This window comes from Citrobacter sp. RHBSTW-00599 (genome assembly GCF_013784065.1).
GTDB lineage: Bacteria > Pseudomonadota > Gammaproteobacteria > Enterobacterales > Enterobacteriaceae > Citrobacter > Citrobacter braakii.
This window is the reverse complement of the sequence record NZ_CP056717.1, coordinates 1,137,306-1,150,367: the sequence shown is the minus strand read 5'-3', so window position 1 is coordinate 1,150,367 and position 13,062 is coordinate 1,137,306. Positions and strand designations below refer to the sequence as shown.

Sequence of the window (13,062 nt, the reverse complement as noted above, 5' to 3'; positions counted from 1 at the left end):
TGTTGCCGGATAACGGATGACGCCGCCATCCGGCAACACGTATTATTCAGAATATATATACCCGCTGTCTGTTATCATTTTTATTGTACAACTTTAGGATTTTGCAGCAGCGGCAAAGGCGCTTCGCCCAACGCGTGGACCTGACCAATAATTGTCGCGCTCCGGCCAATCTGTAATGACTCAACATTCGTACTATTATGGGAACCAAACTGGAACTGAATCACGTTGTTCGTTTTATTATTTTCGTCTTTCAGGCTGACAAGATAAGAATAAGCATTGGAAATACCATTAACCTTACGAATATCAATGACCACGCCCCGCAGCTTCACCCATTCACCAAGATAGTCCTTATTGGCTTTAACAGGATTTAAGGTATAGGGCGCGACAAAATCAGCGACGGACAAGGTTGGCATTGACGCAGTTGATGACTCCCCCGGTTGAAATAATCGGTCTCCCGCAGAGAAGAACGCGTCAGCCGCCGTCTCGCACCCGCTAAGAAGAGAGGAAATAATAATTAAATTTACCAAACGAATACCTGAACGCATAAATAACTCCTGTATATTAATTCCCCATATATTCAAATTCTAAATAATTCGAGTATATAAGCTCCCTGAACAACGCCGAAATATAATATAACTCCCGTATTAGTAAAAGAAGAGAATATTCCCCCCCAGCTATTATCAACTTCTCATCTTTTTCATTATTTGCATTCTATTTTCTGGATCTGCCTTCCAGTTTCGGGTTTGCCCTCCCGCCTTTTTACTGGCATTTTATTCAGTAGTTTTCCATCGCTTTATTTGTAACAAGGGAGTGTTTATGTCTGGTAAAAATGGTAATGCCGAAGCGGTTATCAACAAGCCATTACGTCATTTTAAAGTCAGCTATGTCAGAGTACGGCATGAAGATCGCAAGACCGGTTTTACACGACGTATAAGCCGTCATGCTTCACTTACGATGAACGGAGACTGGCTGGAACAGGCGGGGTTCCCAACGGGCACGTCAGTAAAAGTATCGGTTACGCAGGGGAAATTAATTATTGAACAAGCGGGTGAATAGTCTGTTTCGAGGGTCTCGACGTTATCCGGATGGTGGTAATGCGACACACCATCCGGTATTCAGTGCCCTCAGGCTCAGGCTTCCGGTGCCTCTAATTCAGCGAACCCACCGTGTCCTTCCCACCCGGCTAATCGCTGATAGACGGTATCTACCGCATCTTTGATCGGCTGTGTCATCGGGTAGTAAAAACCGACAATATCCGGCTGAATGCCAAGGAAAATCACCTCGCCAACGTCGTCTTTCAGCTGATCGACCAGGTAGTTCAGCGGCATGTTGTGGGTGGTCATCATGAACATCTCGGCAATATCATCAGGATCGATAATGCGGATTTCACCAGGATTTAGCCCCATATCGGTGGCATCCACAATCAACAGACGCTGCGGGCGCAACTCACGGATGGCGACGATGTCGTTTTCCGGCGCGCTTCCGCCGTCGATGACAACCCATTGACCTTGAGGATTTGCATCACACATTTCGGCCAACAGCGGCCCCGCGCCGTCATCGCCCATCATGCTGTTACCCACACATAATAAAACGTCAGTCACGATGTCTCCTCACCATCAGATAGATGGCGCTTTCCTGGTGGATATCGTGAAGCATGCTAAGCATCAGCTTGCTCCACTCCTGCTGCTGCGGGGTCTGCACGGCACGCGCATCATCGAACGCGCGCGCCAGCATCTGCACATGGTTGAAATCGATGATGATCTCGCCGTACTTCGGCACGCCTTCCATTTTCCGGCGTGCTTCACTGCCTTCGGCAAGCGTGGCAATCCACGCCAGATATTCATCCCACGGACAGGTTAACGCCGCTTCCAGGCAATCGATGATCCCAAGGTGGTGACCAATCGCCAGGCTGTAATAGACAACCTGCTGCGCCTCAGCGGGCGTTGCATCGTTCTCATCAATAAACTTACGGCTCAGTTGACTGAACACCACCGTTTCACTCATCGGATACGCGCCTCTTCGACAACATGATTAAGATGCGTGACGATCTCGGTCAGACGCGGATCGTTTTCCGCTTCCAGCCAGCGCGCCACCTGATGCTCGCCCTGCCCTAACTGTGTCATATAGTCATCAGCAATCTGGCGACCGTAGCGGTAGCCCGCCAGACGGCGTGCTTCACGATCCACCTTCACGCGCAGCGGCTGAACCATGTCCGGATGCAGAATTTCAGCCGGTTGTTCGTCCAGTTCACCTGGCGCACGCGCGTGAATTTTTTGTTCCAGCAGACCCAGCGCCATTGCAAAACCGTACAGCGTAGCCGCAGGCGTTGGCGGACAGCCAGGAATATACACATCCACCGGTACGATTTTATCCGTGCCGCCCCATACGCAGTATAAGTCGTGGAAGATACCGCCGCTGTTACCGCAGGCACCGTAAGAGATACAAATTTTCGGATCTGGCGCAGACTGCCAGGCGCGCAGCGCCGGAGAGCGCATGGCACGCGTTACCGCGCCGGTAAACAGCAGGATATCCGCATGGCGCGGTGATGGTACAACTTTGATACCAAAACGTTCGGCATCAAACAGCGGAGAAAGCGTAGCGAAGATTTCGATTTCACAGCCGTTGCAGCCGCCGCAGTCCACACGGTAAACGTACGCTGAACGCTTGATGCTTTTAAGCAGCGACGCTTTCATGCTGGCAATGGATTCATCCACCGTCATCGGTACCGGAATACCGTTGGCGTCACGTGGGCCTAATAAATTGCTCATCAGCTGGCCTCTTTCATATGGCGAGTCAGTTCAATACGGTCAGACGGCACCAGGCATTTCTGGCGCTTACAATCCGGGCAGGTCTCAAAGCTTTCACGGTGGTTTTCCGCACGGCTGTCACCGTTGTGCTTAAGCAGCGCAATGGCGTAATCAATCTCTTTTTGTACCGCAAACGGGCGGTTACATACGCGGCAATTACACAGCGCAAAGCGGGACTGCTGCAGGAAATCCTCTTTCTTCCACACCGCCAGTTCATACTCCTGCGACAGCTTGATTGCCGCCGTCGGGCAGACTTCTTCGCAGCGGGCGCAGAAGATGCAACGGCCGAGATTGAACTGCCACGCCAGCTCATGGGTGACCAGATCGGTTTCTACCGTCAGCGCGTTCGACGGGCACGCATTCACACAGGCCGCACAGCCAATGCACTGCTGCGGATTGTGTTCCGGTTTGCCACGGAAGTTTTTATCGACCGCAATCGGCTCCAGCGGATACGACGATGTCGGCGCCCCGGTTTTGATGACTTTTTTGATAAAGGTAAACATGGCGATTCCTTATTTCAGCGGCGAGTTTTTACGCTCGATGCTGTAGCGCTCAAGTTCTTTGTACGGCACGACTTTGCTCTTCTTCTTACGCACATCGACCACAGTCATACGGTCGGTACAGGAATAGCAAGGATCGAGGCTACCGATAATCAGCGGGGCATCGGAAACGGTGTTGCCACGCAGCATGTAGCGCAGCGTCGGCCAGTTGGCGTAAGTCGCCGCGCGACAGCGCCAGCGATACAGTTTCTGGTTGTCGCCAGTCATACTCCAGTGGATGTCATCCCCGCGCGGCGCTTCAGCAAAGCCCAGCGCAAAGCGGTGTGGAATGTAGGTAAAACCTTCCACAGCCAGCGGGCCGCCTGGCAGGTTGTCCAGACCAAAGTCGATCATATTCAGTGCGGTGTAGACTTCATTGATACGGACTTTCAGACGAGAAATAACGTCGCAACCCTGCTCACTGTGAACTTCCATCGGCAGCAGACCATAGCCCACAAACGGGTGATCGGCGCGGGTGTCACGCGCATGGCCGCTGGCGCGCACCATCGGGCCGACGTTACTGAAGTCACGGGCAATTTCCGGATCCAGACGACCAATACCTACGGTACGCTGTTCCATGTTCGGCGTGCTGAGCAGCATATCGACCAGTTCCTGCACGTCACGACGCATCTGCTGCGCCAGTTGACGGGTCTGGATCATATCCTCTTTCAGCAGATCACGACGAATACCGCCGATCAGGTTCAGACCGTAAGTTTTACGTGCCCCGGTGAGGATCTCCGCCATCTTCATGGAAGTTTCACGCACGCGGAAGAACTGCATAAAGCCGGAGTCAAAACCGGTAAAGTGACAGGCCAGGCCGAGGTTCAGCAGGTGCGAGTGCAGGCGTTCAACTTCCAGCAGAATGGCGCGGATCATCTGCGCACGTTCCGGCACGACGATGCCCATCGCGTTCTCGACGGAGGTGGTATAGGCGGTGCTGTGCGCAAAGCCGCAAATGCCGCACACGCGGTCGGACAAGAAGGTCACTTCGTTGTAACCCATGCGGGTTTCCGCCAGCTTCTCCATGCCGCGGTGGACATAGAACAGACGGTAGTCGGCGTCGATGATGTTCTCGCCGTCAACAAACAGACGGAAGTGACCGGGTTCATCAGAGGTGACGTGCAATGGGCCAATCGGCACTACATTATTTTTCTTGTCTCCCAGTTCGTTGATGAACTCGTAGGTTTCAGCATCGGTAGTCGGCGCGGGGCGCTGGCGATAATCCATGCTGTCTTTACGCAGCGGGTAGAGTTCGTCCGGCCAGTCATCCGGCAGTACCAGACGACGCTCATCGGGCAAACCAACCGGGATCAAACCGTACATATCGCGCACTTCGCGCTCGCCCCAGACCGCAGCAGGCACGCGCGGCGTGACGGACGGGAACTCCAGCTTATTGGCATCGACCTCAACGCGCACGGTAATCCAGCACTTGGTTCCCTGCTCCATCGACAGCACGTAGTAAACGGCATAATGACCGCACAGCTGACGTTCGTCGTTACCAAACAGCACGGACAACCAGCCGCCCTGTTTGTAGTACAGGAACTCCACCACTTCCGGCAGGTAGTTCACCTTGACAGTGATCGTCAGTTGATCTTTGGTCTGCCAGGCTTCATCCAGCACGACGCCCGGGAAGGCCTGGTGCAGCGCCGCGAGATATTGTTGACCTAATTTTTCTTCAGACATGCTCAAACTCTCTTAAATCACGCCACCAGCAAGGAGACGAACGCTAAAAACGCAAACCCAAAACCGGCCCAGGTCACGCGTGAAGTGGCGCAAAAACGCAGACGCGCCATGCTGTTTTCGAACAGGGCGATGACCAGCACGCCGAGAACCAGTTTGACGACGGCAATCACCAGCGCCAGCAGCAGCCCACCCGAGGTGAAGGTTTCCATCTGTCCCCACGGCAGGAACACGCCAACGAACATTTGCAGAACGACCAGTTGCTTAAGGCTAATGCCCCATTTCAGCACCGCAAAACCGCTGCCGCTGTATTCGGTCAATGGACCTTCCTGCAGCTCCTGCTCTGCCTCTGCCAGATCGAACGGCAGTTTGCCCATTTCGATAAAGGTGGCGAAAGCACAGGCGCACAGCGCCAGAATCAACGGAATGCTGCGTGCAGCTGGCCAGTGATAAATGGTATCGGCGATATTGCTGATATGCGTTGAGCCAGCAACCTGCGCCGCAACCCACAGACCCAACAGCAGGATAGGTTCAACCAGCACGCCGAGCATCGCTTCGCGGCTGGCGCCAATAGCGGTAAACGGGCTACCGGTATCCAGGCCCGCGATAGAGAAGAAGAAGCGGGCGATGGCGAACAGGTAAATTAAGGTGATCAGATCGCCCAGTTGCGGCAGTGGTGAGCCAACGGTCACTACCGGCAACGCGGTGGCGATAGTCAGCATCACACCCACCATCACAAACGGCGTCAGGCGGAAAACCCAACTGGAATCCGCAGGCGCAATGCTCTGACGGCCCAGCAGTTTGATGATGTCGCGGTATTCCTGCAAAACGCCCGGACCGCGGCGATTGTGCAAACGCGCACGTGCCACGCGGGTAAAACCGGACAGCAGCGGCGCAACGGCAAACAGCACCAGCGCCTGAATTAACGGATATAAAACACTCATTCTCAGGCTCCTCGTGAAACCACAATCACCACCAGTACCGCCAGCTCAATCATCGCCAGGCGACGGAACAGCACCGGTGCAGCCGCATTCTGCCAGCCCGGAACCAGTGATACCGGATTCAGCCATTTGCGCAGTTTGAGTACCGGCGCAAAGGCTTCTTTCACCGGCATGGCAAAACCGTGTGCGGTAATGACCATTGACTGCTCGTGATCGTAACCACACACCCATGCCGCACCGCGTGAACGCGATGGCAGACGGTTGCCTTTGAAAATCGCCATGATGATGAACGGCAGCAGCGGACATGCGATCAGCAGCAGCGTGATCATTGGCTGAGAAACGGTGGTTTTCGCGGTTTCCAGCGGCAGCGGAACGGCAGCGGAGATCATCGGCAGCAGCCACGGCGCAGCAACGCCCCCAATCACGCAGCAGATAGCCAACGCGACTACGCTAACACCCATCAGAATTGGCGCGCAGCAGGCATTTTCAGCTTCCTTCGTGCGCGGTGCGCCAAGGAACGTAACGCCATAGACTTTCGCCATACACATCACCGCCAGCGCGCCGGTAATCGCCAGTCCCACCGCCAGCAACGGTCCTAAAAGACGACCGACAAACGCGCCGCTGTTGCCAAGCTTAAAGAAGGACTGGTAGATAACCCACTCACCGGCAAAACCGTTCAGCGGCGGCAGTGCGGCCATCGCCATCAGGCCAACCAGCATCGCCAGAGAGATAACCGGCATACGTTTACCGATACCGCCCAGTTTTTCGATATCACGATGACCGGTACGGAACCAGATGCTGCCTGCGCCCAGGAACAGAACGCTTTTGAACAGGCTGTGGTTTACCAGGTGGTACAGACCGCCGGTCAAACCCAGGGCAATCAGCGCAGGTTGATTCAGGGAAATTCCGGTTACGCCAGCGCCCAGACCCAGCAGAATAATGCCGATGTTTTCCAGCGTGTGGTATGCCAGCAGACGCTGAATGTTGTGTTCCATCAGTGCATACAGACCGCCGACAAACGCGGTGATCATTCCCAGCACCAGCAGCGTAATGCCCCACCACAGCGGCGCGTTACCGCCCAGCAGCGACAGGGAGAGAATACCCAGCAGCCCCACCTTCATGACGACGGTAGAGAACAGAGCCGCAGCCGGTGCGCTGGCGTTGGCGTGTGCCTGTGGCACCCATCCGTGCAGCGGAATAATCCCGGCCAGCAGGCCAAAACCCGCCACGCCCAGCAGCCAGATATCAGAGCCGAGCGGCAGCTCCTGTGCGCGCAGGTCAAGCAGGCGCAGCTCCAGGGTGCCGTAGCGTTGCCACACCAGGTAGCAGGCAATAGCCAGCAGCAGTGTGCCGACGCGGCCCAGCGCAAACCACAGTTTGCCCTCTTTGCTGCAGCCGGTGAGGAACACGGCACACAGCGCCATGATTTCCGCCATCACCACCAGCGTTCCGAGGTTGCTGGCAACCACCGCACATACCGCCGCGGCCATCAGCAGATTCACCAGCAGCCCGTTGGCTTTTACCTGCGAATGACGATGCCAGTCAATGTTGTACAGGCTGACAAACAGGCCGCACAGGCCCAGCGTAATCAGCCAGATAGCGTTCAACGGGGTAATTTGCACACTGTGACCAATAAACGGCATCACACCGCTTAAAGCCAGCGCATTAGTCAGTACGGTGAAACCCGCAGCCGCCGTACACAGGCTGCCAACCGCACCGCCAACCCCGGCAATCCAGCCGCTCAGCGGTTTATGAAATGAAAACAGAAATGCCAGAACCGCAGCCGCCGTAAACCAGGCTACGCCGCTGTTAATCAGTGAAATTGCGCTCATTTTGCATCCCCACTCTGAGCCTGCTGAAACAAGGTGAGATCGCCGAAGTCGGTATTGAAAGTCAGCTCACGCTTACGTTTGCTGGCGCGGGCAATATCCACGTTACTCACCAGGTGCAGGGCTTTGGTCGGGCACATGCGTACGCAGGCCGGACCAAGCTCGTCAAAACTGCACAGATCGCATTTCACCGCGATGGCACGAATACCCGGAACCCAGTCCAGCAACGTGCTCACGCGGGCAGGCGCTGGCGGAGCCGGAGGCGCTTTTGGCGTATTGGCGTTTGCCGGGATATGCAGCGGACGGCTACCGGAAAACTCAATCGCGCCAAACGGACAGGCGATCCCGCACAGTTTGCAGCTTACACACAGGCTTTCATTCAGCTGCACGGCACCATCAACGCGATTAATCGCATTAACCGGACAAACGGTGGCGCAAGGCGCATCTTCGCAATGGTGGCAAAGCTGCGGGGCGGATTCTTTTTCATTTAACATCACTTTCAGGCGCGGCATTGACTGCAGGCCATGCTGGCGATGTGTCTCTGAGCAGGCGGCTTCACAGGTGTGGCAGCCGATGCAAAGAGTGGAGTCAGCAATTACAAAACGATTCACCAGGCATTCCTCAGGTGATAGTCATTTTTGACGAAAACATGTCTGGAAAATGTCATTTCGACATTTTTCGACATGCCCATTCCCTAAACGTCGTGACGCAGTATGAAAGTGCATCATGACAAAAGTGGGCACACCCAAGGCTTAAGCCGGGCTATGTCCCTCAATCAGCTGGCTTAAATTCACCGGCATATTGTTTTCAACCGCGGTATAGAGGCTGTCGTAGACGGTGGCGATTTTTTCGAGATAGTGCTCCAGCACCTGCTCGCGATCGCGGTTGCTGATACGCTCATCAACCTTACCGTCGATGGTCAACTCAGCCTGTGCAATCAGTTGCTTATCATCACCGTCTTTCGTTTCAACGTAGTACTCGATGGTGTGGCTGTTAAAGCCGTCCGCCAGCGTGACGTAGATAGTGAAGTGTTCAAAAAGGACGAAGCAGAGATCCTTGTCCGGTGCGCAGCTCATTGCATGATGCAAACGCGCTTTTGACAGGGTGATCCCCTGAACCAGCGAGTTGCAGTAAATACGCCACTGGTCCTGTAGGCGACGATGCCGTTCAGCGATGTAATCGGCTTTTTCGCTTATTTCCCAAATAGTCATGTCAGGTTACCCGTTTATCAGAGATGAACAGCTTTAAGCACATTTCATGCCAAAATTAAAAACCTTAATTTTCATATAGATAAAAAATCAAAGAGCGGTGACGACATGTCATTTCGTCATCGTCGTCATTGTCACGATAGAAAAAATTCAAGCTGGCATGTTTATTGCTTTTAATACGGCAACTTCATAGGAGGCGGTATGCACGAAATAACCCTCTGCCAACGGGCACTGGAATTGATTGAACAACAGGCCACGCAATACGGTGCACAGCGAGTAACTGGGGTCTGGCTCAAAATTGGCGCATTTTCTTGCGTAGAAACCAGCGCTCTCGCCTTTTGTTTTGATCTGGTATGCCGCGGGACCCTTGCAGAAGGTTGTAAACTCCACCTCGAAGAACAAGAAGCCGAATGTTGGTGCGAATCTTGTCAGCAATACGTCACCTTACTGACGCAACGCGTGCGCAGATGTCCGCAATGCAACAGCGATATGCTGAGAATTGTGGCCGATGACGGCTTACAGATTCGACGTATTGAAATAGATGAAACTCCAGCGCCGGATGCCGACGCCTAAGCGTCATCATCCGGCAACTGAAGTATCGCAAGTAATAAGATCAGGAGTGAGCGATGTGTACGACATGTGGTTGCGCTGAAGGCAACCTTTATATAGAGGGTGATGAGCATAATCCCCACTCGGCGTTTCGCAGCGCGCCATTTGCCCCGGCGGCTCGTCCGGCGCTGAATATTACCGGGGTGAAGACCTCCAGTTTCACACCGAGCCAGACCGAAGAAGGCGATTTGCATTACGGTCACGGTGAAGCAGGCACCCACGCGCCTGGCATGAGTCAGCGCCGGATGCTGGAAGTGGAAATTGACGTGCTGGATAAAAACAACCGTCTGGCCGAGCGCAACCGCGCACGCTTTGCTACCCGTCAACATCTGGTATTAAACCTTGTCTCAAGCCCAGGCTCCGGTAAAACCACGCTGCTGACCGAAACGCTGATGAAGCTCAAAGACAGCGTGCCTTGCGCCGTCATTGAAGGCGACCAGCAGACAGTTAACGATGCCGCCCGTATTCGCGCCACAGGTACGCCCGCCATCCAGGTCAACACCGGTAAAGGTTGCCACCTTGACGCACAAATGATTGCTGACGCCGCGCCACGTTTGCCGCTTGAAGACAACGGCATCCTGTTCATTGAAAACGTCGGGAACCTGGTTTGCCCGGCTAGCTTCGATCTCGGCGAACGCCATAAAGTGGCGGTGCTTTCCGTCACCGAAGGCGAAGACAAGCCGCTGAAATACCCGCATATGTTTGCCGCCGCGTCGCTGATGCTGCTCAACAAAGTAGACCTGTTGCCGTACCTCAATTTTGACGTAGAAAAGTGCATCGCCAGCGCCCGGGAAGTGAACCCGGAAATTGAGATTATCCTGATTTCCGCCACCAGTGGCGAAGGCATGGACCAATGGCTCTCCTGGCTGGAGACGCAGCGATGTGCATAGGTGTTCCGGGTCAAATCCGCACCATTGATGGCAACCAGGCCAAAGTCGACGTTTGCGGTATTCAGCGCGACGTCGACCTGACACTGGTCGGAAGCTGCGATGAACACGGTCAACCCCGTCTGGGCCAGTGGGTACTGGTCCACGTCGGCTTTGCCATGAGCATCATTAATGAAGCTGAAGCGCGCGACACGCTCGACGCGCTGCAAAACATGTTTGACGTTGAGCCGGATGTCGGCGCGTTGCTGTATGGCGAGGAAAAATAATGCGTTTTGTTGACGAATACCGCGCACCAGAACAGGTGATGCAGTTGATAGAGCACCTGTGTGAACGTGCCGCACACCTCCCCTACACTGCTGAACGTCCGCTGCGCATCATGGAAGTGTGTGGTGGTCATACCCACGCTATCTTCAAGTTCGGTCTCGACCAATTGTTGCCCGACAACGTCGAGTTTATACATGGCCCGGGCTGCCCGGTTTGCGTTCTGCCGATGGGCAGAATCGACAGCTGTGTGGAAATCGCCAGCCATCCGGAAGTGATTTTTTGCACCTTTGGCGATGCGATGCGCGTTCCGGGTAAACAAGGTTCTTTGCTACAAGCCAAAGCGCGCGGCGCGGATATCCGCATCGTCTATTCACCGATGGATGCGCTGAAGCTGGCGCAGGAAAACCCAACGCGTAAGGTTGTGTTCTTTGGCCTGGGTTTTGAAACCACAATGCCAACCACCGCCATCACCCTTCAGCAGGCAAAACAGCGTGACGTGCAGAACTTTTACTTTTTCTGCCAGCACATCACGCTTATCCCTACGCTGCGCAGCCTGCTGGAACAGCCGGACAACGGCATCGACGCCTTCTTAGCGCCGGGCCATGTCAGCATGGTGATTGGCACCGATGCCTATAATTTCATTGCTTCAGATTTCCATCGTCCGTTGGTGGTCGCCGGTTTCGAACCGCTCGATCTGTTGCAGGGCGTGGTGATGTTGATTGAACAGAAGATTGCCGCGCATAGCCAGGTTGAAAACCAGTATCGCCGCGTGGTGCCGGACGCCGGTAACCTGTTAGCGCAACAGGCCATCGCTGAAGTGTTCTGCGTCAATGGCGATAGCGAATGGCGAGGTCTGGGCGTCATTGAATCCTCTGGCGTTCACCTGACGCCAGACTATCAGCGCTTTGATGCCGAAGCGCATTTCCAGCCAACGCCGCAGCAGGTGTATGACGATCCGCGCGCGCGTTGCGGCGAGGTATTGACCGGCAGATGCAAACCGCATCAGTGCCCGCTATTTGGCAAAACCTGTAACCCGGAGACCGCGTTTGGCGCCCTGATGGTCTCCTCAGAAGGCGCATGTGCCGCCTGGTATCAGTATCGTCAGCAGGAGTGTGAAGCATGAACAGCGTACAACTCGCCCACGGTAGCGGCGGTCAGGCTATGCAGCAGTTGATCAACAGTCTGTTTATGGAGGCTTTTGCTAATCCGTGGCTGGCGGAACAAGAAGATCAGGCCCGTCTGGACCTGGCACAACTGGTTGCAGAAGGCGATCGTCTGGCGTTTTCAACCGACAGCTATGTTATCGATCCGTTGTTCTTCCCGGGTGGCAATATCGGCAAGCTGGCCATCTGCGGTACGGCTAACGACGTGGCGGTCAGCGGCGCGATCCCTCGCTACCTCTCCTGCGGTTTTATCCTCGAAGAGGGTTTGCCGATGGAGACGTTGAAAACCGTCGTCAACAGTATGGCGGCGACCGCGCGTGAAGCAGGCATCGCCATCGTGACCGGCGATACCAAAGTCGTGCAGCGCGGCGCTGCAGACAAGCTGTTCATCAACACGGCCGGAATGGGGGCGATCCCCGCCAACATTCACTGGGGCGCACAGACCCTCGGCCCAGGCGATGTGCTGCTGGTCAGCGGTACGCTTGGCGATCACGGCGCAACTATCCTTAACCTGCGCGAACAGCTGGGTCTTGATGGCGAACTGGTCAGCGACTGCGCGGTATTGACACCGCTTATCCAGACGCTGCGTGATATTCCCGGCGTGAAGGCGCTGCGTGACGCGACCCGTGGCGGCGTGAATGCGGTAACGCATGAGTTTGCCGCCTCATGCGGGTTTGGTATTGAGCTGTCTGAAGCGGCCCTGCCCGTGAAGCCCGCGGTGCGTGGCGTTTGCGAACTGCTGGGTCTGGATGCGCTTAACTTTGCTAACGAAGGCAAGCTGGTGATTGCCGTTGAGCGTCAGGCTGCTGAAACGGTGCTTGCCGCGCTGCGCGCACATCCGTTAGGACGCGATGCCGCAATGATTGGTGAAGTGGTAGAACGCAAAGGTGTGCGTCTTGCCGGACTCTACGGCGTGAAACGCACTCTCGATTTACCACACGCCGAACCATTACCTCGTATATGCTAACAGCCGGTTGGCAGCAAGCTGTAGGCCGGGTAAGACGCATTTGCGTCGACATCCGGCCTTAACGCTGCAATATCACCTGATGGCGTTTTGCCGATCGGGTCTACGGTTCGTGTAGCTGGACCAGTCCGGCAATAATTTACGACTTATACCTATAATTCATTTACCGTT

At 54.9% G+C, this 13,062-nt stretch carries 16 protein-coding genes; 6 read left to right on the top strand and 10 right to left on the bottom strand.

Annotated elements, in window-relative coordinates:
* Window positions 1–80: 80 nt before the first annotated feature.
* The gene (locus HV243_RS05480) at window positions 81–545 is read right to left on the bottom strand and encodes an OB-fold putative lipoprotein (protein ID WP_053389525.1); all 465 of its coding nucleotides are present in this window, start codon (window positions 543–545) and stop codon (window positions 81–83) included.
* Between the two features lie 271 nt (window positions 546–816).
* On the opposite strand from HV243_RS05480, the gene HV243_RS05475 reads away from it, so the two are divergent.
* Window positions 817–1,056, top strand: a complete 240-nt coding sequence (locus HV243_RS05475; RefSeq protein WP_016154182.1) for a SymE family type I addiction module toxin — start codon at window positions 817–819, stop codon at window positions 1,054–1,056.
* A 74-nt stretch (window positions 1,057–1,130) separates the two neighbouring features.
* On the opposite strand, the gene hycI is transcribed toward HV243_RS05475, so the two are convergent.
* The 9 genes from hycI to hycA all read right to left on the bottom strand — a co-directional run bounded on the left by hycI (window position 1,131) and on the right by hycA (window position 9,007).
* The gene (hycI, locus tag HV243_RS05470; RefSeq protein ID WP_053389524.1) at window positions 1,131–1,601 is read right to left on the bottom strand and encodes a hydrogenase maturation peptidase HycI; all 471 of its coding nucleotides are present in this window, start codon (window positions 1,599–1,601) and stop codon (window positions 1,131–1,133) included.
* The gene (locus HV243_RS05465; RefSeq protein ID WP_053389523.1) at window positions 1,594–2,004 is read right to left on the bottom strand and encodes a formate hydrogenlyase maturation HycH family protein; all 411 of its coding nucleotides are present in this window, start codon (window positions 2,002–2,004) and stop codon (window positions 1,594–1,596) included. Before HV243_RS05465 ends, hycI begins: the two co-directional genes overlap by 8 nt.
* On the bottom strand, window positions 2,001–2,768 hold the full coding sequence (gene hycG, locus HV243_RS05460; protein WP_003037388.1) for a formate hydrogenlyase subunit HycG: 768 nt from the start codon (window positions 2,766–2,768) through the stop codon (window positions 2,001–2,003). The genes HV243_RS05465 and hycG overlap by 4 nt, the downstream gene beginning before the upstream one ends.
* The gene (hycF, locus tag HV243_RS05455) at window positions 2,768–3,310 is read right to left on the bottom strand and encodes a formate hydrogenlyase subunit HycF (RefSeq protein ID WP_016154185.1); all 543 of its coding nucleotides are present in this window, start codon (window positions 3,308–3,310) and stop codon (window positions 2,768–2,770) included. Before hycF ends, hycG begins: the two co-directional genes overlap by 1 nt.
* A 9-nt stretch (window positions 3,311–3,319) precedes the next feature.
* Window positions 3,320–5,029 (bottom strand): formate hydrogenlyase subunit HycE, encoded by a 1,710-nt coding sequence (hycE, locus tag HV243_RS05450; protein WP_016154186.1) that lies wholly within the window; start codon window positions 5,027–5,029, stop codon window positions 3,320–3,322.
* 17 nt (window positions 5,030–5,046) lie between these two features.
* Entirely contained in the window at window positions 5,047–5,970 is a 924-nt protein-coding gene (locus HV243_RS05445) for a respiratory chain complex I subunit 1 family protein (RefSeq protein ID WP_053389522.1), read from the bottom strand.
* Window positions 5,971–5,972: 2 nt separating this feature from the next.
* Window positions 5,973–7,799, bottom strand: a complete 1,827-nt coding sequence (gene hycC, locus HV243_RS05440; protein WP_149330802.1) for a formate hydrogenlyase subunit 3 — start codon at window positions 7,797–7,799, stop codon at window positions 5,973–5,975.
* The gene (gene hycB, locus HV243_RS05435) at window positions 7,796–8,407 is read right to left on the bottom strand and encodes a formate hydrogenlyase subunit HycB (RefSeq protein WP_016154189.1); all 612 of its coding nucleotides are present in this window, start codon (window positions 8,405–8,407) and stop codon (window positions 7,796–7,798) included. Before hycB ends, hycC begins: the two co-directional genes overlap by 4 nt.
* Window positions 8,408–8,548: 141 nt before the next feature.
* Window positions 8,549–9,007 carry a formate hydrogenlyase regulator HycA gene (gene hycA / locus HV243_RS05430; protein WP_016154190.1) on the bottom strand — a complete coding sequence of 153 codons (459 nt, stop codon included), beginning with the start codon at window positions 9,005–9,007 and terminating at the stop codon, window positions 8,549–8,551.
* Between the two features lie 198 nt (window positions 9,008–9,205).
* Here hycA and hypA point away from each other — a divergent pair, with 198 nt between their 5' ends.
* Genes hypA through hypE form a run of 5 tightly spaced genes read left to right on the top strand, consistent with a single transcriptional unit; the run spans window position 9,206 to window position 12,894 of the window.
* The gene (hypA, locus tag HV243_RS05425) at window positions 9,206–9,577 is read left to right on the top strand and encodes a hydrogenase maturation nickel metallochaperone HypA (protein WP_016154191.1); all 372 of its coding nucleotides are present in this window, start codon (window positions 9,206–9,208) and stop codon (window positions 9,575–9,577) included.
* 53 nt (window positions 9,578–9,630) lie between these two features.
* The gene (gene hypB, locus HV243_RS05420; protein ID WP_053389520.1) at window positions 9,631–10,503 is read left to right on the top strand and encodes a hydrogenase nickel incorporation protein HypB; all 873 of its coding nucleotides are present in this window, start codon (window positions 9,631–9,633) and stop codon (window positions 10,501–10,503) included.
* Complete coding sequence (hypC, locus tag HV243_RS05415) at window positions 10,494–10,766, top strand: hydrogenase 3 maturation protein HypC (protein ID WP_003037411.1); 273 nt, start codon at window positions 10,494–10,496, stop codon at window positions 10,764–10,766. The genes hypB and hypC overlap by 10 nt, the downstream gene beginning before the upstream one ends.
* Window positions 10,766–11,887, top strand: a complete 1,122-nt coding sequence (gene hypD / locus HV243_RS05410) for a hydrogenase formation protein HypD (RefSeq protein ID WP_053389519.1) — start codon at window positions 10,766–10,768, stop codon at window positions 11,885–11,887. Before hypC ends, hypD begins: the two co-directional genes overlap by 1 nt.
* Window positions 11,884–12,894, top strand: coding sequence for a hydrogenase maturation carbamoyl dehydratase HypE (gene hypE / locus HV243_RS05405; protein ID WP_016157324.1), 1,011 nt, complete (start codon window positions 11,884–11,886; stop codon window positions 12,892–12,894). Before hypD ends, hypE begins: the two co-directional genes overlap by 4 nt.
* Window positions 12,895–13,062: the final 168 nt, after the last annotated feature.